Below are 19035 nucleotides of genomic sequence, written 5' to 3'. Positions count from 1 at the left end.
TTGCATGATTATTAGGTTACGCTTTAATAATCCATTTGTCTACAGATAATCATCCCCTCTTATGTCTATTCGAAGTTTTTTCCCTCTGGATTATGTACGTCCTAACCAGGATAAAGTACTTGATGAACTTGATCAAGCACTCAAATCTGATTACAAATTCATATTTTTAGAAGCACCAACGGGATTTGGAAAAAGTGCGGTAGCAGTAACGCTAGCACGATTTCTGGGGAGTTCTCATATCTGCACATCAACAAAGGATCTTCAAACTCAGTATAATAGAGATTTTCCATATCTTTCTGAAGTTAAAGGTCGAAATAATTTTCCCTGCATCGTTAAAGAGGATATGGGCATAAGAGAAAGTTGTGAATATGGACCTTGCCTGAAGGACGATGATTTTGATTGTATTTATAAGACTAGAATGAGTGATTATGATGTAAAATCTGAAGGTACCATTTATGAAAACGTAGATATAAACAAATACGCGTTAAAAAAATATTATGACAAAGCAAAAGAACATTCCCAGCTTGTTAAAATCGAGTGGCAGCCTTGTCATTATTATCACCAAAAATGGATTTCTATAAAATCTAGCCATACCATCTATAATTACAAATATTTTCTATCTGATCTCTTTTATTCATCCGGTGTAAACAAAAGAAAGCTCTTGATCTTAGATGAAGCTCATACGTTAGAATCTGAAGTATCTTCGTTCAAAAATATCATATTTAGTAAAGAATCTTTAATCAGGTTCTTTCCAAAAATAAATTTACCTGATAATAAGCAGACCGATGTCGAAACATGGATAGATTTTTGTGCAGGATTAAAAGAGCAATTTACTAGTTATGTTGAGAAATCCGCAAATATTTTGGGATCCGGTGGCAACAGCGAGGATATACATGTTAGCGAAAAAAATCTTATTGATGCCATCAATTATGAAAAAAATTTGTTTACATTTTTAGAGGATTTACGTATTAACAAAGAAAATTGGTTAGTTACAAACATTACTAAAAATGAAATAGACAATAAACCTTCAAGAATTAAATTAGAACCGCTGGTTGTATCAAGTTATTTTACAGATATTTTTGATAAAGGGTCTATTTCATTATTGATGAGCGCTACTATTCTAAGTAAAGAAAATCTGTGTAAGGCGGTGGGATTAAAGAACGAAGATGTAAAGTTTATACGAGTTGAAAATTCAGATTTCCCAATCAAAAATAGACCAATATATCTGATGAATGTAGCCTGGCTAAATGCAAGGACCATGAGCGAGTCTTTACCAAATATAGTCAAAGTACTTGATAACCTTCTTTCAGTACATAAGAATGACAAGGGCATAATTCATACAACGTCGTATTCACAAGTTCAGTTTATCAAGAATAACTTGTCCAAGGAAAATTTATCAAGACTCATTGAAACCAATCCAAAGTTTGATAGAAATGAAATGATATTAAAACACACTCAAAGTACAAAACCCACTGTCCTTATATCTCCATCCATGTTTTTAGGAGTGGACCTTAAGGACGATCTTTCTAGATTCCAAGTAATAGTAAAAGTTCCGTATCCTGATTTAACTGACAAGAAAATATCAGTACTAAAACAGCGTAATCCAAAGTGGTATGAATGGAATACAATACTTCGACTTATACAAGCATATGGGAGAAGTGTCAGAAATGCTGATGATTATGCTAATACGTATATTCTTGATAGCAGTGTTTCGTTTTTATTAAAAAACGGGAAAGAAATGATTCCCAAATGGTTTTCGGAAGCTATTATTACAAGATAGCGATATAACACACTTTATAGTGATTAACCATACACATATTCATTTCATTTTGACTATTTGCGGAGATGCTTTCGTAGTTGACAAATGAGGTTAATCATGACTATTCTTTAAAACCTACTATACGAATGGGTTCATATTTTTTTAAGTGGTCTGTCAACGACTATGGTATTTGTCCAAGTGAATCAAGCGTTTTTAAAAATTTTATACGGAAAATGATCCCACTCTTAGAATATTATATGAATATCTTGAAATTTGAGTACAAGAATAATTCGCAAAAAAATATGCTTGGCGATAAAAAACACAATATTTGTATTATTGAAAAATACAACGTTAATGTCTCTTTTGTTATGTTTATTGATAGTGCGGGATCAACTGCATTTTACCGTGAAGAAAAATTCCATGCTAAATCCAAAGAATTTGAGGATCTTGAGAATAAGGATCACGATAGATTTGTTTTACAAATACGAGATAATAAAATGGCAAATCATAATATTGTTTCACTAAAATGGTTACTTGGAGAACTATTATTTGACAGGCTAAAAACTAATAATTAATTTTTTCTATTAGTATAAGGTAAAATATCGATTTTGATATTACAAAAAGAAAAAAAGAGTTTATTGTTGTGCTGCGGCTATGTTACCGTCTTGGAATTGGAACATTAAACCTACGTTGTTACATCCAGCTAATGTGAAATCTCCAGATACACATTGTCCATTCTGTTTATTTTCTTGGTCTTGTTCGATTTCTTGTTCTGAGTCATTGTGTTTTTTGGTTGCAAATGCCATGTTGTCGCCAAAGGCTACTACAGAACCAATTAAGGCTGCTGCAATAAACATTGCAAAAAGTCCAACTTTGTGGGTTTTTGTTATGTTACTCATTATAATCAGAATGTATAATCGAAATTAATTATATCATAGTTTGGATACATGTTACTATCATTTTTATATAAAATATTGTAGCGTATTTATTTATCAGAAGTTTATATCTTTTTATTTTTATTTTTATTTTTTGGTTCTTGCATAAATTAAAGGTACCGTAATAACAATATACTACTCACCGAATTATGATTGAAACAAGCCGGAGATTCAATTATTTATTGATCGGATGATATGTGCCTGTTCAATGAGTGGTGTTCCTCATCTGTTTTAAGTTATTGTGAATTTTTTTGATTAATTTTAAAATTTTTATAAAGAAATTGTAAGAACGAGACTGTTTTAGAATTTTTATGACAAAACATGCAAGAAATTATTTCAAAAGGATCCGAATATAGATAAACTATTTGGATAAAATACTGTAAAATTACAAAATATATTAAAATTTAGACAAAAAAAGAGTTTATTGTTGGCCTAAAGCCAATTTGCCGTCGTTACCTTGGAGTTGTAATCCTACGTTGTTGCAGTTAATCAATGATATTGTTCCAGTAACACATTGTCCTGATTGTTTATTTTCTTGTCCTTGTTCGATTTCTTGTTCTGCATCGTTCGATTTCTTGTTCTTTCCACCTGCATATGCCATGTTATCACCAAAGGCTACTACAGAACCAATTAAGGCTGCTGCAATAAACATTGCAAAAAGTCCAACTTTGTGGGTTTTTGTTATGTTACTCATTATAATCAGAATGTATAATCGAAATTAATTATATCATAGTTTGGATACATGTTACTGCTTTTATTGGATAGTATAATTCTCAAAAATATTTATCGATTATTTTTTTAGATAATTGTACCTTTTCTGACTGTTTTTCATCTTTTCGCGCTTGGTTTATAGGAGTAATTTGGCTTGAGGTCGGTCTACCTCTCATTAATCTATAAAATTAAATTATACTAGTTTTATATAGAAAGGTAATGGGCCCGTAGCTCAGCCAGGTAGAGTACCGGACTTTTAACTGCTAATAGAAAGAAATCCGGCTGTCTGGGGTTCGAATCCCCACGGGCCCGAACCTGGTATAAAACAAGCATATACAAGATTACCATGATTGCTTTAATTGGTTGGAATCCCCGTGTGAAAGACGTAGATTCGAATCCCACTCCCCGCGCCTTAGTCGCGGATTCATATGAACATTTTATTAACCAAAAGCGGCAGAATAATATTGACAATTTGCAAAACCTAGTTCAACCAGACCATACTCTCTCCGAATCAAAGGAGAAGGCACTAGAGGAATCTATAAACTCTATTTGCAAATATCAAGAACCCTATATTAAAAAATCTTTATACAAACTTTTGGATAACTCATTTCAAAGCACAGAGACAATTTGTGATTATATTATTGTACAACAAAATGAAATAAATATTAAGGAATCAACAAAAGAAGGTAAAAACAAAGTACTTTTGAATTTTATAAAATTTTAGGCTTTACCAATCTGAAGAATATTACAAAGCAAGATATTTTATCTTATCTAAATAAATTTAGAAAATCTGAAGAAATTGATCCAAACCATAGTTTGATAGGTACATGGAATAATAGACATTTCATTTTACTCAAATTCTTTAGATGGTTACATTATAAAAATAATCCAGACGTCAAAAACAGAAAAACGCCTTAATGTATGAACAGAATTATGAGACTATCGAGAAAAGAGGTTTCAAGATACAAATCTTCGGATCTTTGGACGTCAAGAGAATGTGAAGTCTTTCTAAAATATTGTCCTTCGAAGCGAGATAGGGCGTTCCTTTCTATGGCCATCGATACCTTCTGTAGTCCATCCGAACTAGTAAATTTGAAAATCGGTGATATAAAGTTCAAAAAAACCTATGATGGTTTAAAACATTTTACTGAAATAACAATTAACGGCAAAACTGAGCAAAGAACTGTTCCTTGATTCATTCATAACCTTATGTCAAAGAATGGATTTTAAATCGTCCCTTCTCTAAAAATTCATGGGATAGGCTCTTTGTGTCAGAAGGTAAAACTTCGTTTGGAAAGCAACTGACAAGGGACGGATTATTAAAACATTTTCAAGAGTATTATCGAGACAAATATTATCCGAATATGATATAAAAGGACGAAGTTCCTGAGAATGATAAAGCACATATTAGAAGTATATTGACAAATTCCATCATTCTTTACATTTTTAGACATATTGTATCATCAATAAACTTTGCAATTACATAGAGATGGTATTGAGTTTGAAAATCAGACAAAGATAGAGTTGGCGATGAGGTTTCTGTACGCAGCCAGGTTTGTGAAAGTAGAGTTAATCCTCCTGTCAATCTCGCCCTGCGTCCTTTCGTTCCATACAGAAACAAGGCTTATCTTTGGAAAGTTGTTATCTATCAGTGATTGCAAAAACGACCTTGTATCCCATTCCTTCCCTAGTGACCATTCCAGCACCGCGTATTTCTTGGTTCCATCTCCCAGTGCAACTAGCTCGTTGTATTTTGAAGTTAAGGCCTTCATTGCGCCTCTTTGTGATTCCTCACCATAGGCTGACACTCCAAACCAGGACGCCTCGGCCATGTCATAGTCCTTGAAGGGCTTGTCACCCTCAACATCAAGGTGTATGGCCCACTCAATATTCGGGGTATTAACTGTATTTATTATATGACGGTAAGCGCTCTTGAACTTGTCTGGGGAAATGTTTCGTGACCACGGAAACCAGTTTCCGTTCTGCTCAACACCAAACTCAACTACCATTTTTGAGCCAAAAGCACGGGCATCCACACCCCACTGTCTCAGCTCGTTGTCGAATGCGCCGTCTATTATTGAGAAAAGATTGTACTTGCCCTGTCTCTCCCAATCGACCCAAGGGCACATTCTTATCCACGGCATTGTCCTTTGGTTCCTGGCCGCTGTGGCCATTGCCCTTGGAAATTTTATGCCATTGAACCAGTGGTTGGAAAAATAGGCCATTGAAATTTTTTTGCCCGCCATCTCGTTGAACCCCCTGATTGTCTCCTCTGTCACCAGCTCCTCGCCTGTCAGGTCTGTCATGGCCCCATGGATTATCATGGTTTGGACTGGGTTTGATTTTTTATAAAGATTAAGATGAATGGGTTTTATTGCTTAATTTTTATATGAAATATTCAAATTTTATCAATAATATATTGTACCAAAAGCTGTTGTATGGTTCAACAATATATACAATTAGTTACAAAAACCTGAAGGCTTTTCTGATTCTTTTATAATTTATTATCATTTTTATTTATTAATCGTGTGCCTCCACTCAAAAGCTACGGCAATGTATCTTAGGAGTAAATATAAAGTTCTTAAATAGTGATAATAAAGATGCGCAGTTAGCAAACTTGCTTAGGGCACCTTTTATCTTATGTATATTGTCGATTGTTATAATAGAATATAATATCCATAAAGTGTCAATCCCTATAAAGTCATCCAACTGTGAAAGGGCAGGGTATTGACTTAGTCAGCACTAGCAATGGCATCTGGCTCGTCTTCTTTTACTTCGTGTTCTTTTTTGTATTTGTCTAAACCTGTTGTAGTTGCCTCATTTTCATTTTCTTTAAATTCGTTAGCTTCTGACATGTATGATAATATAAAACATCATATTTAATCGACATCGCAACAAGTAATTGTTTTGAGACAACCGGCGCCAAAACATATGAAACGATCTTCACAATTGAAACTTCTTTCAACTCATATGCTTATTTTTCATGTCGTCGAAACTCTCTGTTGTATCTTTGATATATTGTATCTTCTTTTCTATCAGTCTTTTCTCAAATGAGGAATGGATATGGTGTTTTAGTTTTAGAAATTTGTAAGGCATCGGAGATTATGTACCTCCGTACGTCGAAACTGGATGCGGTTGCGTCTTTTAAACACGAGACAATTGTCTTTGCATAAACACATCAGCTCTATAATCGTCATTGTAGCGTTTTATGTCTACAAAGCCATTCTTAAGGTATAAATTTCTGGCCGCTTTCAAATCACTTGAGCTGTATAAAAGAATTTTAGAATAGCCAGCCTTCCTTGCAAAGTCTAAAGTCTTATCTAACAACCTCTGCCCTATTCCCAATTTTCTATACTCTTTTGATACAAACATCCTTTTAATTCACAAGCCGAATGAAATTGCTTGAGGTTTCTTATTGCTGCTGTACCGATTATCTTATTGCTATCTTCAATTTCTGCTACATAGAGACAACCACCATTCTGTTGATTGTAATATTCTCCCAAATGAACTAAATCCGAATCTAAACCGTTTAAATCAACTTTAATGTTAAACCCTTTATCAACAATATTTAAAATCAGAAAAGAGACACTATTAGAATCCTTATTGGTAAATTCTCTTATTAGGAAATTAGCAAACATTATCTGCTAAAAGCAGTGTCAAAAACAATATATATATTTTTCAGATGATCCATCCAAGTCGCGAACTGGTCGATATGAGCAATGATTTAACTTTCGATGTGTTGATATTTTCCTAATGACAAAAGATTTAAGAATGAATGCTGATCAAACCAACTGTTGTTTATTCTGGAGCAGCGTAAATCAAAACCTTTCTTATCAATCACCTTCGGTGTTGTCTCCATTTTTGTTACTTTGCTTTTTAGTTCTTATAATGTTAGTTCGGTATTTTCCCAACCAACAGAAAATATGAATGAAAATTTTATTCCTTATGAGAATACTGATTACGGAATTAAAATACAGTATCCCTATAATTGGAAGAATACAGAAAGCCTTGACCAGAACTCAATTGTCACTTTTTCAGCACCCGAGATAAGAGAAAAAAAATCAGCTACTCTGATAAATATCTATAATCCAGCTCATGTTATCCTGGCTGTAGAAAATATCTCATCCTCAAATCTAAATCTCAATGATTTTACAAATAAATATTTGAATAGGCTTTCTACTATTAACACAGAATTTCAAATCAACAATATAACCGATGGAACTTTGGCTGGAAAACCTGCTAAAATCATTTTTTCTAAGGAAATGGATATTTTAAATCGCATTTCTGACGTAATGAGGATTTTTACCATCAGTGATGGAGTTGTTTACCGTATCAACTATGTTGCAGATCCAAAATGGTTTTCAGAGTATATGCCAGTTGCTCAAAAAATGATAGGTTCCTACGAGATAATTAGTCAACCAAAAAATAACTTGAATCCATTATCTTCTGCAATAACTACTACTGCCAATCAAACTCAGTTATCAAACTCTGGAGATATTTCAAACTTTACTAGCCCAGCCACCTCTTCTACTACCGCTACAACTACGATTGGAAATTTGCTTCCTGAGAACCTGGTATTAACTGACAATACTGACAATAATGCTCGTCTTCCGCTAAGATTTGTTACTGATAATAGTGGAATTACAACAGAAACAAATACATCTGGTGTTCCAGAAGGAAGTGTTTTTGGTTATAATCCAGTGTTAACCTTTCACTTTGTTGAAAGACCAAATATTGGAATTGTAAAAGTAAATGATTTGATTATGGGTCAAATAAAGACATATGATTCTTTGTCAGATATACTAGAAGGCTCTCAATATTGGAAAGATATTCCACTTAACGATGAAGTGGTACTTCGGCTTGATAATGCAGGATTGCATTACTTGGTCGCATCAGTTCAATTTTCAAATGGCACCAGCGGGATATATTCTTCTGTTGTAAACGTTGAATCAGATCAGAGAACTAAATCATCTTCTGATTCTGAATTTGAACGCGAACAAGATAATGGCGCGAACTACAATGTCATTGATTCATTAAATGTAGAAGATATCCTAAATACTCCTGTATTTTATCAGAAATCATCTACTTTGATATGTTCTCATTTGTCTTTGTATGGATTCAAAATTTGCGAGGAAGGAGTTCAAAATCCGTCTGGAACTGAAGACCTGGATACTATTTCTATAATCGATAGTAATAATGAAAATGATAAAGATAATGATGATAACAACAACAACAACAATGATGAAAATGAAGATACCGATGACGATGATAATGATGATGATGGTGGTGACAATGATGATTAGCTAGGGACTAACTATTTGCTAATACAAAAGAATTCGACAAGGTGTGGTAACATCAACCACATACTCTAAACCCATTATATTTCAGATCTTCGCAAACAATTATTTGACTTATTTGCCAAAATGGACTGTTAACTTCAATTTCTGGTTTTGAATCATCAACAATGTTGTAATTAGCATCCTCTTTATCCATTCTATAATCTAAAAGATCATCAGCACCAGATTCACTTCCGTAAGTATCGAGGTTAAAAATTGCATGGTAAACTCCAGAAACTCCGTTTTGAAAGGTCACTTCCATTATGATAAAGTTTAACCCTTTATTTTCAAATCGTAACATTATTTCATCGTTAAGTGGAACATTCTCCCAATAGGTAGCATCTTCTAAAGCATCCTCTACAGAATCATAAGACTTGATTTGTCCTACCAGGATATTTTTTATGTTTACAAAATTCAAAGTACTCGAATCCTGAAAGCCAAGAATCATGTTTTGATTCCAGTCATCAAGTTTGAATTTTACTTGCTTGTTTACACTTGGCTTTTCTAATTGTGTAATCAAACCTTCAGAAAAAAATGCTCTTATTGGAATTTTATTATTTTTGCCAAAATCATCCGTTAATATAATATTCTTAGGTAGATCATATATTCCGATTGTCTTAGAAAGAGGCAATCCTTGTTGAATGTCGAAACCAGATTGACCATTCTTGTTATTGGTGGTGGTATCTTGTATACCCGAATTAGGATTATTACCTAAAGGTAATGCTAAGTTACTGCTATTGACGATGTTGTTATCTGTCGAACTACTAAAAGGAGAAGCCGAGACAGTATTTAGAGAGGACGATGATGACATTGGTAAGGTTAGATATAGTAGTAGAGAAAAGATTACAAAAAATACAATGAGAAACCCGGTTCTAAAACAGGCTGAATTCAACTATCATGTATTTAAGTGTACAATATATAAGAATTTGTAGTGGTGGCTGCATTACTATTGTCAATATATGTCAAATCCCTGATCATTCAAATCAATTGTTTCTTGTTGGGGATATGATACAATTTAATGTTATATACGATTTATCTATAAGAAAATTATAAAATGGATATTAATTGGAATTACACCATCAATTATAACCTTTCAATGCGTAATAACAGTGTTAGAAAAAAATATTTTATCAAATACCAGTATTATTGTTAATACTTGCAATATCAGTTCCGATGGTCACTGCTCCAGTTTCATCCACTATCCTTTTTTCTTCTCCTAATGCATCAGTAAACCTACTTGCATATGCCACCACTGAGGGTGACGGTGGTGGAGATTCCGGTGGTGGAGATTCCGGTGGTGGAGATTCCGGTGGTGGAGATTCCGGTGGTGGAGATTCCGGTGGTGGAGATTCCGGTGGTGGAGATTCCGGTGGTGGAGATTCCGGTGGTGGAGATTCCGGTGGTGGAGATTCCGGTGGTGGAGATTCCGGTGGTGGAGATTCCGGTGGTGGAGATTCCGGTGGTGGAGATTCCGGTGGTGGAGATTCCGGTGGTGGAGATTCCGGTGGTGGAGATTCCGGTGGTGGAGATTCCGGTGGTGGAGATTCCGGTGGTGGAGATTCCGGTGGTGGAGATTCCGGTGGTGGAGATTCCGGTGGTGGAGATTCCGGTGGTGGAGATTCCGGTGGTGGAGATCAATCGAGTTCATCAACTACTACTACAGACCCCGCCTTAGCATCATCAACTACTACTACAGACCCCGCCTTAGCATCATCAACTACTACTACAGACCCCGCCTTAGCATCATCAACTACTACTACAGACCCCGCCTTAGGACAGAGTCTTTTAGGATTAACCTTTAGCTCAGAAAATGCATCTCCTCCTCTAGTCGAAGAGACTGAGAAACGAGATCTAGATTGTGGAGATATTTCAAATAAGAATTTCAAAGTAGGATCAGATGATCCAAACGGGTTTGATGGTGATAATGATGGTGTAGGTTGTGAAAGCAGCGATGAGGGTAAGAACGATGGAAATACGGGCTTTTCTCCAATCAGTATTACTAGTGAAGGTCCAGACAACGATTGTTTGTTGAATCCTGATTTACCAAGATGTGCTTCTGTTGAAGGAGATTGTCCTGATGGATTTTTCAATAATGATGATGATCAATGTGTTCCTGAAGGCGGATGTCCGGACGGATACCATACGGTAGATGATGATGAAACTGGAAGATGTATTCCAGATTCAGATGGATGTCCAGAGGGAATGATATTTAGATCTGATGGAAAAACCTGTGGATCTAAAGAAAATATCTGTGAAGACAGCCCTGAACTAGATGGATGTGCAGAAACTTCTTGTGATCCTTCTTATCCTGATTTCTGTATTTCACCTAATCAACGTGGCCTCAATTGTGATCATGATGGAAAGATTGAACCTAATGAGATTTCGGACCACAACTTTAAAGTAAATCCTCCAGATACGCAGGACTTTGATAGAGATGGTAATGGGATAGGCTGTGAAGAAGATGAGTCAAATGAATCCGACTCAGGTTCTGACATTCTTAATTGCGATGATATACCAAATAGCGTCAAAGTGACCTCATCCGATCCTAACAGACTTGACAAAGATAACGACGGTATTGGTTGTGAAAACAATGGTAAAGGGGGAAACGGCTCAGGTTCTGACATTCTTAATTGCGATGATATACCAAATAGCGTCAAAGTGACCTCATCCGATCCTAACAGACTTGACAAAGATAACGACGGTATTGGTTGTGAAAACAATGGTAAAGGGGGAAACGGCAATAATAATGGAAACAACAATAATGATGACAATGATAACGACAATGGTAATAATAATGATGACGATAATAACAAATACATTATTACTCCGTCAAACTCATGTGCCGATATTTCTGATACTGTAGATCTATCATCTGAACAAATAGATCCACAAGATGTAAGAGTTATTGCCTTCTTTGATAACTGTGATTTAGATTCTGCAACTTTGGAGTTGAATCTTATTCAAAATGATGACATAAGACTAGTTGCAGCCAACTTGAATGATGGTTTATCTGATGCAGTTGAAGTGGAAATGAATCAAGTCGAACAATCAGAGTCTAATTCAAATATTTTATACGAAGCCACAATTACTGATAACCAAGAAGGACCTGATTTAGATACTGGTGAAACAAAAACTCTGAATAATGTAAATGGAATAGTATTATGGAACGATGGTGAAGATGAACCAATTGAGTTTGCCGACAATAATTTTGTTGAAGCAAACATTAATTTCTTTAACTAAGAAACATATAGCCACTCCCTGAAATCATTCTTTACGCTTCTTTTTTGTTTGTATTAAGTAGACTGCCTTTGATAATAAAATGGATTTTGTTCAAATGTTAAAGCAAATTGCCTTAAATAAAGCGGTTCATACTTGTTCCCATGAATTGAATACTCCAGACTGAAATTATATTCAACCTTGAATCGTATCTCCACTCACTCAGACTAAATCTATACATTTTTGTAATTTTTCTTTATTTACTAGGAAATACTTATAAATTTCTTAAAGGAAAAGTGACTGTGAATAATATATTAATCATTATTGGTATAACATTATTAATTTCGATATGTATTGCCGGATCACTTTCATCCAGCGTAATGTCAAAACCAGTAAAATCGTCCTACTGGTGCGTTCCAGTAACTGATGGGTATACCGTCAAATGTTGTGATATTTTTGGGGATAAGAAATACTGTACCGTCTGCGCTGATACTAATCCTCCAAGCAATTGCACACCAAGAGAGGAAGTAAGGGAAGATTCAAACAATCAAGATACTACCATACCGCCCACTTCTGGAGTAGAAGATGATTCAAACAATGATAATACAGTTCCTAGCATACCTCCCACTTCTGGAGCAGAAGTGGAAGATGATTCTAACAGCGAGGAGAACACTAGTCCACGTATTCCAACAAAAGGTGATGGGCTTAGTACGTTAGATGGTGGTAAGGTCTTGTCACCATCACCATAAAAAATATAGTTTTTAATACAACTTTACTCTGTTAGCGTTATTAGAACCAGAATTTTTGAATCTAATTATAATATCGCGAGTTCAAATACTATCACTAATCTTGAAACATCATTCGGTTACAAATTGTCTGCTACCAAAACTTTACAAGTTGTAATGCTGGACGGACAAAAATAATGGTAATTTTATTGGGATCATTTTCCATGCTGACGATCTATCCAGTTATAATAAGTATGTTCTTTTAGTAGAATACATGATCGACTTATTCAGTCTTTGACTTCAGGTCCTAATGTAAATAATGAATGATAGAATGGCAATGGCAAGCGCAAGTTATTCATACAAAATCTTATACTGAACCCACAGTTATAGTCAAATTTGTTACGAATCCCCACGCGCCCAAACTAACTTTCACCATGATCAAGAAGTGTTATTACTAGAATGCTTAGTTAAATATTTTGTTTATTACATCATATTGATGAAAAATATTTCCTTATTGGTATGTGTTCTATCTATAGCATCTATATTGTATTTGTACAATCTTCCAGTTAGTCCTGCCCTGTCACAGTCAGGGGGTGGATTAGAGATTACACCTACGGTTCAATGGAGTGAGAATTTAGAAGGAACTTTTAGTTATTGTGTATATGAAGGAACAGTCACACTTGATTCAGTTAATGATCCTCAAGCATTTTGCATTGTTCCAACGGGAGATTCGTCTTTTCAAAATATGCAAGCTAGTGTAAATGATAATATTGATACTTATGTGTTACAACAAATAGAAACTCCACGAGGTCTTTTTAAGGATGGCGCTCCGTATTCCGTATGTGCTGTGTTTACTCCATTCTCGCCCCAAGAGGCCGGATTTAATACCGCGGAAAGTTGCCAACAATTCACGAACAAAAAAGGTAGTCATCCTGAAGAACCATTTATCAATCTCGATGAGGGAGTATTATTTACAAATAATCAGTAAGTATCATTGAGATGAGCTAATTCCTTCTTTTTTCTATCAAGATTAAATACTATTTATGTACATCTTTTTACCAAATCTACCTTTCCAAAGTCAGCGACATAAATCCCTGGAAATGAGGAACAGGAAGAATATGGATTTTCAAACATCTTTTTCTACCTCATTTCTAGTTTGAGATAATGATCATTTTAAAAATGAAAAACCTCTGGGAACTGTTTACTTAAATGAACCAGTTTGGACTCTATTCTACTAATTCGTATGGTAATACTTTATCTTCTACCAACTCTACTATTGCTATTTAGTATTAGAACCTCACTACCATAGGGAACTTAATCCCCACGCGCCCAAACTGTTACTAAAATGCTATACTAAATCCATTACATATTAGGCACTAATATAGGTACTCAAATCAAAGAATTTACTGTGATATTGGATGTTATAGACCCCTGGCCTCCTAGGCAAGATTGTGTGGGTTCCTATTCTACAGTTGCAGACTGATTTATTTCATTTACTGATGATGGTTTCTGTAATATACCTTCATCTGCATCCTGCTTTTCTACAAAGGAGTTTAGTAAATTGGATTAGCGCTTACATCAACACAGGTTTTCAGTTTATTGATGCGTCTTTTATTTTTTTATTCCAGTACATTGACACTTCTTGTGTTTCATATTCTCTTACTCCTACTGTCTCGTTTGGTACATTCACTGAATTGTGATTTAACACACTGATCTTATTATCTATTCCTCTATAACTATCATCAAAGTCTCTGAATGCTTCGTATCTATCATAGAGCTCTTTACTTGGAACCAGATCAAAACAATTGCTAAACCGATAATATGGTAGTATTTTATTATTATTCATTTGTAACACTCTCCTAATATAGTAATACACATAATGATATATAAATCATTTAGGGAATTGGTAACAAACAAAGATCTAATTATTTGAAATCAATATAGCAGGTACATTTTCATAAACTATTAATACTAAAGTTTATTACGTAATAATGTTATAACACGAGTTTTAGAATTTGTTAGCAATTCCAAAATACTGTCCTCATTTGTTGGCTTTATATCACAAACATTTTGATTTTAATACCTTCAAAAATACGATGACATAAATATATTGATTATCTTATCTTTTTTAATATTAGGGTTGTATTCAACCTTGAATCGTATCCCCACGGATGCTGTTCTACGTCTATGATATATATTATTTCAGCTCATCTTTAGTATGTTGTAATTATTAAATTCTAGTATAGTTATACCTTTTTCTATGCCGCGATTCTTATTTCAACCTGACCCCATAGATGGTTATGAATTTAATCCCATTTCTATAGACATACATTTGGGAATACTCAAAATCCCTACTGAAGAGATTCTTGATGATTTTGGGATAAATACTACTGAATCTGTGATTGTAGAAACTGATAGACAAGAAGTTCTAAATAGAATACAATCAGCATTTGCTCGAGAATTTGATCAATATGGGAAACTTAAAGAATCAGATATTCGGCCTATGGATTATAAAACTAGACAAGCATGGTCACGGATGAGAAAGCATATTAAGCATACAAATCAGGTTTAAGTCCAAGTTGTCATCTAAAAACTGATACCTCAAATTATTATAGAACCCCATTACCACAGGGAACTTAATCCCCATGGGCCCAAACTGTTACTCGATATCATATCTCAAGTATTGATGTAGATCAATTACTTTGAATAAATTGCTTCCCGTATTAAGAAAGTCTGACTTACAGAAGTAACTTTGTTCCCTAAGGTTTATTATAAATCAATTTCAGAAAAAGTCAATAATATGAGTAACTTGGATCATACCACACATGCTGTTAATATTAAAGGATACACAGAATTTGTCTTTTATCGAGTTCCCAAGAATAACCATGAATCTTTGTTGGGAGTTACAACCCGCTTGAAAGATTTTATTCAGAAAGAGGAGGAGGTAACCTATGATTGCTTTAGTCTTATAAGTGCTGAAAATATACCTGGATTCGTCAATGTATCCAAAATAATTCCCATCAATCCTGACGATGAAGAAATATGGATTAATATGGTAACATACAAAGACCAACAACACCGTCTTGATGTTGTAGAAAAAATATCAAAGGATAAAGAATGCTTAGATATCTACGAAGAGCTTATGAAATTATTAACTCCTGGTACTGGTTTTATTAATGGTGAATTTAAAAATCTGTTCAAGAATTAACGGCTGAATAAGTTCAAATTGTTTATCTGCAAAAGATAGTAAAAATCCACCTATTTCTATGACTTTAAAATCGATTTTCGGGGCGATAGAACCCTATTACCACTGGGAACTTAATCCCTACGGGTTCGAACCAGAGTGTATAAAAAAATTAGAAATAATATTGAGTTGTTGATTACAGGCAAATATGTCCGACATCCGACCCGGCAAACCAACTGAGTTTTTTTATTAGTTACCTAATGACCCTATTCTTGGAACCCATTACCAAAGGGAACTTAATACCCCATGGGTCCGACTATAAGGAGAACGAGCTTTTTGAAAAACACTCAATTTATGAATATGCAATTGTCTTTCGATAGAACCCACGTCGGAAAGGTGTAGATTCGAGTCTCCCCTCCGGCGCCTAGAATGAGGTTAAAATGTTTATTTGATGACTCCGCGATTATACGTATGGATTCGAGTCCCAACTTCTTCTGGTTGAATATCTATAGATAAAATTACATTCGTAACTGAGCTGAGATCTATTAATATTAACTATAAAGATTATAATAGACGTAATTAAGTACTTAATGAAATAGGAGAATAAAAGCAAACAAAATAATCCATTCATTTTACCAGTTATTCAACTTGTAACTTACATCTATCTTCAATAATTACCGATATTTAATTATTATCTGATTATTACCTAATACGGAATCATTGAGGTTTTCTACTCTATATTTTCTCTTCGGTAAATACCAGTTCATACAATGTTCTCTCGACCTTAGCAACACGTGCAATATCATTCATTTGTATTATTGCTCTTGGATCGTTAAGCATTTTTTCAATTGCATCTTTATTTTCCCATTGTACATAACTCATTACCCTTTTTCCGTCCAAACTTTTGTGAATTCGTATTGAAATGAAACCATCATGTTTACTTAGTATTTGTTTAGAAGCATCCTCAAGCATGTCAGCTACTTTTTGCTGATTATTAGTGTCTTCAACCATAAAGTTATTTATTAATATGATACTATTTTTTTCCATCAAACTAGTATGTATATTATCGGTGTTTAAGCTAATCCATTGGAAGATAGTTAAATACGATGAACAATAGGACAAGATATGTTTTCATCCTCTTATAAATTCTAACTAATGAGCTAATATTCTCATTCGATAAAAAAGATTTACATGTAGACGTAAGGCAGAGTATAAATAGTCTCCTAGAAAGTTAAATAGATCCATGGTTTATCAAAATTCTCAATTAGCAGTCTATATCTGTCTTTATTTTCATTCCTAAAATCCTCATCTATTCATCTTCTTCATCTGACTCTTCATCTGGAGAATCTTCTGATGTAGATGTAGATGCATCTGGTCCATTCACTATTACTTCGCCAACCATAGTGGGGTGATATATACAATAATAGTCGAATTCTCCAGGACTATCAAATGTCAGACTATATGACTGATTTGGAATTATAGCATCAGAATCAAATAGAGTGCCCTCATCCAAGTCACCATCTTGTCCAGAGGTTACCGTATGAGATATGGTATCTCCATTAATCCACGTTACTGTTTGTCCAGATTCAATCTCGATAGGTTCTGGTGAATAGGAATTATCACCGTCTATTCCCAAAATGACTGCAGAAACGGATTGATTTGTCAAGGTAGTGTTTTGTGGGGTCAAGTTAGGTTGATTCTTTGGAGTAGTACTGTCAGATACTGGTAGTATTTTATATAAAGAGCCTGAATAACTTGAAACGTATAGGTAGCCATCTGGACCGACCTGAATATCAGTTATTCCTCCAAAACCCTGTCCAAAGATTATTGGCTGATTCTCTTTAGGGTCATTTATTTCATTATCATCTAATGAATCGATATCACCAACAAAAGTATCATTGATGAAAATATTATCTCGATCTTCATTAAAAGTAAATCGGTATAGGAGACCATTATTAATGTCTCCGACGAACATATTGTTTTGATATTCTTTACCCAGTTTGTCTGAATTCAGGAACTTTAGTGCAGTTATGCCTATCGTCGTATCCCAAACAAACTTTGGATCTGCATATTCACTATTTCCAAACTCTGTCAAATTAGCTTCAGATGCATCATTCTCGAGTAAATCATCATCTTCATAACCTTGAATTTGAACCCAGCCGCTGTTAAATCCCGGAAATACTAAATTTATTTCATCACCGGTGTCAGGTCCGTTTTCAGTATCCCAAAGATTGCCTGTTAGAGGATCAAAATCCATACCAAAACTATTTCGAATGCCCATTGCATAGTAAACATTTAGAGGTAATCCATCACCAAAAATAGGATTATCTGGATCTACTATTCCACCATCTTGACTAATTCTAAGTACGCCTCCAAGTCCATTTGGAGCTGGACCATCGAACACATTTTGTGCCTGAGTTCTGTGACCACCCACTTCTCCAACTATCAAGTATACATTATCATCTGGACCAATTCGGATTTTGCCTCCATTATGTTCACCCCTAGCGTTTGGAGGAATTGCGGTCAAGTCCAATAACAAAACTGGATTTATTAATCTGCCATCAACAAATTCGTAACGATAAAGCCTATTTCCCAATGGATCGACAAGATTATTTGCGTCACTTTCATCTATTCCATCTCCAGATTCGGTATAATAGAGGAAAACATATGTTTTTCCTTCTGCTATATTCTTGGAAACAGCTATCCCGAGTAATCCTCGCTCAATTAGTGATGCTACTGGGACATCCAAAACTGGCTGCGGCATCACCAGTCCATCCAAGATCCTCATTACCTTACCTGTAGTTTTTTCTGTAACCAGGATGTCATTAGGACCTAGAAATGCCATGCTCGTAGGAATATCCAAATTATCTGTAACTTTTTCAACTGTGAGAGTATCGTCATTCACTGTAGGTCCATATGGTGACCGAGGAGCTTTGGCGTAGGCACCATAAGAGAGTTGAATTGTTGAGCAAAAAGAGGATGAAATTAACAAAAACACAAAAAAGCTAAATACTGGAAATGCTTGTATATTGTGACTTCGGTACACCAATTTACTAGTAGTAATTTCAAAGTTATTGATTATGTATAACTATACTAGAAGATATAGAACATTTTTTTAATGTATATTTTTTTATGAGTAATGGAAGATTAAAGGAAAATGTCGAACCTT

21 protein-coding genes and 1 tRNA gene are annotated in these 19035 nt (G+C 34.6%); 11 read left to right on the top strand and 11 right to left on the bottom strand.

Going from position 1 to position 19035, the window contains the following annotated elements; genetic code table 11:
* The first annotated feature begins 61 nt into the window (after window positions 1-61).
* On the top strand, window positions 62-1780 hold the full coding sequence (locus AAGU22_RS14215; RefSeq protein ID WP_458719767.1) for a helicase C-terminal domain-containing protein: 1719 nt from the start codon (window positions 62-64) through the stop codon (window positions 1778-1780).
* A gap of 77 nt (window positions 1781-1857) precedes the next feature.
* Window positions 1858-2334: a hypothetical protein gene (locus AAGU22_RS14210; protein WP_458719766.1), complete on the top strand. Its 477-nt coding sequence runs from the start codon at window positions 1858-1860 to the stop codon at window positions 2332-2334.
* 60 nt (window positions 2335-2394) lie between these two features.
* On the opposite strand, the gene AAGU22_RS14205 is transcribed toward AAGU22_RS14210, so the two are convergent.
* Both AAGU22_RS14205 and AAGU22_RS14200 read right to left on the bottom strand, forming a co-directional pair.
* A complete protein-coding gene (locus tag AAGU22_RS14205; RefSeq protein WP_458719765.1) occupies window positions 2395-2658 on the bottom strand; it encodes a hypothetical protein in 264 nt (87 codons plus the stop codon).
* 457 nt (window positions 2659-3115) lie between these two features.
* The gene (locus AAGU22_RS14200) at window positions 3116-3388 is read right to left on the bottom strand and encodes a hypothetical protein (RefSeq protein WP_458719764.1); all 273 of its coding nucleotides are present in this window, start codon (window positions 3386-3388) and stop codon (window positions 3116-3118) included.
* Between the two features lie 238 nt (window positions 3389-3626).
* On the opposite strand from AAGU22_RS14200, the gene AAGU22_RS14195 reads away from it, so the two are divergent.
* The 3 genes from AAGU22_RS14195 to AAGU22_RS14185 all read left to right on the top strand — a co-directional run bounded on the left by AAGU22_RS14195 (window position 3627) and on the right by AAGU22_RS14185 (window position 4599).
* Window positions 3627-3717, top strand: a tRNA-Lys gene (locus AAGU22_RS14195).
* Between the two features lie 64 nt (window positions 3718-3781).
* Entirely contained in the window at window positions 3782-4129 is a 348-nt protein-coding gene (locus AAGU22_RS14190; protein WP_458719763.1) for a hypothetical protein, read from the top strand.
* A gap of 197 nt (window positions 4130-4326) precedes the next feature.
* A complete protein-coding gene (locus AAGU22_RS14185) occupies window positions 4327-4599 on the top strand; it encodes a hypothetical protein (RefSeq protein ID WP_458719762.1) in 273 nt (90 codons plus the stop codon).
* 314 nt (window positions 4600-4913) lie between these two features.
* Here AAGU22_RS14185 and AAGU22_RS14180 read toward each other — a convergent pair whose 3' ends face one another.
* The 5 genes from AAGU22_RS14180 to AAGU22_RS14160 all read right to left on the bottom strand — a co-directional run bounded on the left by AAGU22_RS14180 (window position 4914) and on the right by AAGU22_RS14160 (window position 7043).
* Window positions 4914-5729 carry a glycoside hydrolase family 26 protein gene (locus AAGU22_RS14180; protein WP_458719761.1) on the bottom strand — a complete coding sequence of 272 codons (816 nt, stop codon included), beginning with the start codon at window positions 5727-5729 and terminating at the stop codon, window positions 4914-4916.
* 408 nt (window positions 5730-6137) lie between these two features.
* Window positions 6138-6260 carry a hypothetical protein gene (locus AAGU22_RS14175; protein ID WP_458719760.1) on the bottom strand — a complete coding sequence of 41 codons (123 nt, stop codon included), beginning with the start codon at window positions 6258-6260 and terminating at the stop codon, window positions 6138-6140.
* A 106-nt stretch (window positions 6261-6366) separates the two neighbouring features.
* The gene (locus AAGU22_RS14170; protein WP_458719759.1) at window positions 6367-6501 is read right to left on the bottom strand and encodes a hypothetical protein; all 135 of its coding nucleotides are present in this window, start codon (window positions 6499-6501) and stop codon (window positions 6367-6369) included.
* Between the two features lie 48 nt (window positions 6502-6549).
* On the bottom strand, window positions 6550-6750 hold the full coding sequence (locus AAGU22_RS14165; RefSeq protein WP_458719758.1) for a GNAT family N-acetyltransferase: 201 nt from the start codon (window positions 6748-6750) through the stop codon (window positions 6550-6552).
* Window positions 6741-7043: a hypothetical protein gene (locus tag AAGU22_RS14160; protein WP_458719757.1), complete on the bottom strand. Its 303-nt coding sequence runs from the start codon at window positions 7041-7043 to the stop codon at window positions 6741-6743. The genes AAGU22_RS14165 and AAGU22_RS14160 overlap by 10 nt, the downstream gene beginning before the upstream one ends.
* Before the next feature lie 285 nt (window positions 7044-7328).
* Here AAGU22_RS14160 and AAGU22_RS14155 point away from each other — a divergent pair, with 285 nt between their 5' ends.
* Window positions 7329-8708, top strand: a complete 1380-nt coding sequence (locus AAGU22_RS14155; RefSeq protein WP_458719756.1) for a hypothetical protein — start codon at window positions 7329-7331, stop codon at window positions 8706-8708.
* Between the two features lie 52 nt (window positions 8709-8760).
* Here the strand turns inward: AAGU22_RS14155 and AAGU22_RS14150 are convergent, their stop codons facing one another.
* Window positions 8761-9552 carry a hypothetical protein gene (locus AAGU22_RS14150; RefSeq protein ID WP_458719755.1) on the bottom strand — a complete coding sequence of 264 codons (792 nt, stop codon included), beginning with the start codon at window positions 9550-9552 and terminating at the stop codon, window positions 8761-8763.
* Between the two features lie 362 nt (window positions 9553-9914).
* On the opposite strand from AAGU22_RS14150, the gene AAGU22_RS14145 reads away from it, so the two are divergent.
* From AAGU22_RS14145 to AAGU22_RS14135, 3 genes are all read left to right on the top strand, one after another.
* Window positions 9915-11981 carry a hypothetical protein gene (locus AAGU22_RS14145; RefSeq protein WP_458719754.1) on the top strand — a complete coding sequence of 689 codons (2067 nt, stop codon included), beginning with the start codon at window positions 9915-9917 and terminating at the stop codon, window positions 11979-11981.
* Window positions 11982-12259: 278 nt separating this feature from the next.
* Window positions 12260-12706, top strand: coding sequence for a hypothetical protein (locus AAGU22_RS14140; protein ID WP_458719753.1), 447 nt, complete (start codon window positions 12260-12262; stop codon window positions 12704-12706).
* A 472-nt stretch (window positions 12707-13178) separates the two neighbouring features.
* Window positions 13179-13670, top strand: a complete 492-nt coding sequence (locus AAGU22_RS14135) for a hypothetical protein (RefSeq protein WP_458719752.1) — start codon at window positions 13179-13181, stop codon at window positions 13668-13670.
* Between the two features lie 603 nt (window positions 13671-14273).
* Here the strand turns inward: AAGU22_RS14135 and AAGU22_RS14130 are convergent.
* Window positions 14274-14528, bottom strand: a complete 255-nt coding sequence (locus AAGU22_RS14130) for a hypothetical protein (protein ID WP_458719751.1) — start codon at window positions 14526-14528, stop codon at window positions 14274-14276.
* A gap of 414 nt (window positions 14529-14942) precedes the next feature.
* Between AAGU22_RS14130 and AAGU22_RS14125 the strand changes: the two genes are divergently transcribed.
* The gene (locus AAGU22_RS14125; RefSeq protein ID WP_458719750.1) at window positions 14943-15254 is read left to right on the top strand and encodes a hypothetical protein; all 312 of its coding nucleotides are present in this window, start codon (window positions 14943-14945) and stop codon (window positions 15252-15254) included.
* A 228-nt stretch (window positions 15255-15482) separates the two neighbouring features.
* Window positions 15483-15890: a hypothetical protein gene (locus AAGU22_RS14120; RefSeq protein ID WP_458719749.1), complete on the top strand. Its 408-nt coding sequence runs from the start codon at window positions 15483-15485 to the stop codon at window positions 15888-15890.
* 711 nt (window positions 15891-16601) lie between these two features.
* Here the strand turns inward: AAGU22_RS14120 and AAGU22_RS14115 are convergent.
* Window positions 16602-16913: an antibiotic biosynthesis monooxygenase gene (locus tag AAGU22_RS14115; protein WP_458719748.1), complete on the bottom strand. Its 312-nt coding sequence runs from the start codon at window positions 16911-16913 to the stop codon at window positions 16602-16604.
* Between the two features lie 262 nt (window positions 16914-17175).
* Complete coding sequence (locus AAGU22_RS14110) at window positions 17176-18912, bottom strand: PQQ-dependent sugar dehydrogenase (protein WP_458721791.1); 1737 nt, start codon at window positions 18910-18912, stop codon at window positions 17176-17178.
* Window positions 18913-19035: the final 123 nt, after the last annotated feature.

The organism is Candidatus Nitrosocosmicus sp. R, assembly GCF_054408505.1.
Note: the sequence above shows the minus strand (reverse complement) of the source record. Positions and strands in the feature narration are given on the sequence as shown.

Excerpts from the sequence above, each read along its gene's own strand:
- AAGU22_RS14215 (WP_458719767.1), top strand. The coding sequence starts at position 62 with ATGTCTATTCGAAGTTTTTTCCCTCTGGATTATGTACGTCCTAACCAG.
- AAGU22_RS14205 (WP_458719765.1), bottom strand. The coding sequence starts at position 2,658 with ATGAGTAACATAACAAAAACCCACAAAGTTGGACTTTTTGCAATGTTT.
- AAGU22_RS14200 (WP_458719764.1), bottom strand. The coding sequence starts at position 3,388 with ATGAGTAACATAACAAAAACCCACAAAGTTGGACTTTTTGCAATGTTT.
- AAGU22_RS14185 (WP_458719762.1), top strand. The coding sequence starts at position 4,327 with ATGAACAGAATTATGAGACTATCGAGAAAAGAGGTTTCAAGATACAAA.
- AAGU22_RS14180 (WP_458719761.1), bottom strand. The coding sequence starts at position 5,729 with ATGATAATCCATGGGGCCATGACAGACCTGACAGGCGAGGAGCTGGTG.
- AAGU22_RS14175 (WP_458719760.1), bottom strand. The coding sequence starts at position 6,260 with ATGTCAGAAGCTAACGAATTTAAAGAAAATGAAAATGAGGCAACTACA.
- AAGU22_RS14170 (WP_458719759.1), bottom strand. The coding sequence starts at position 6,501 with ATGCCTTACAAATTTCTAAAACTAAAACACCATATCCATTCCTCATTT.
- AAGU22_RS14160 (WP_458719757.1), bottom strand. The coding sequence starts at position 7,043 with ATGTTTGCTAATTTCCTAATAAGAGAATTTACCAATAAGGATTCTAAT.
- AAGU22_RS14155 (WP_458719756.1), top strand. The coding sequence starts at position 7,329 with ATGAATGAAAATTTTATTCCTTATGAGAATACTGATTACGGAATTAAA.
- AAGU22_RS14150 (WP_458719755.1), bottom strand. The coding sequence starts at position 9,552 with ATGTCATCATCGTCCTCTCTAAATACTGTCTCGGCTTCTCCTTTTAGT.
- AAGU22_RS14145 (WP_458719754.1), top strand. The coding sequence starts at position 9,915 with ATGGTCACTGCTCCAGTTTCATCCACTATCCTTTTTTCTTCTCCTAAT.
- AAGU22_RS14135 (WP_458719752.1), top strand. The coding sequence starts at position 13,179 with ATGAAAAATATTTCCTTATTGGTATGTGTTCTATCTATAGCATCTATA.
- AAGU22_RS14130 (WP_458719751.1), bottom strand. The coding sequence starts at position 14,528 with ATGAATAATAATAAAATACTACCATATTATCGGTTTAGCAATTGTTTT.
- AAGU22_RS14125 (WP_458719750.1), top strand. The coding sequence starts at position 14,943 with ATGCCGCGATTCTTATTTCAACCTGACCCCATAGATGGTTATGAATTT.
- AAGU22_RS14120 (WP_458719749.1), top strand. The coding sequence starts at position 15,483 with ATGAGTAACTTGGATCATACCACACATGCTGTTAATATTAAAGGATAC.
- AAGU22_RS14115 (WP_458719748.1), bottom strand. The coding sequence starts at position 16,913 with ATGGAAAAAAATAGTATCATATTAATAAATAACTTTATGGTTGAAGAC.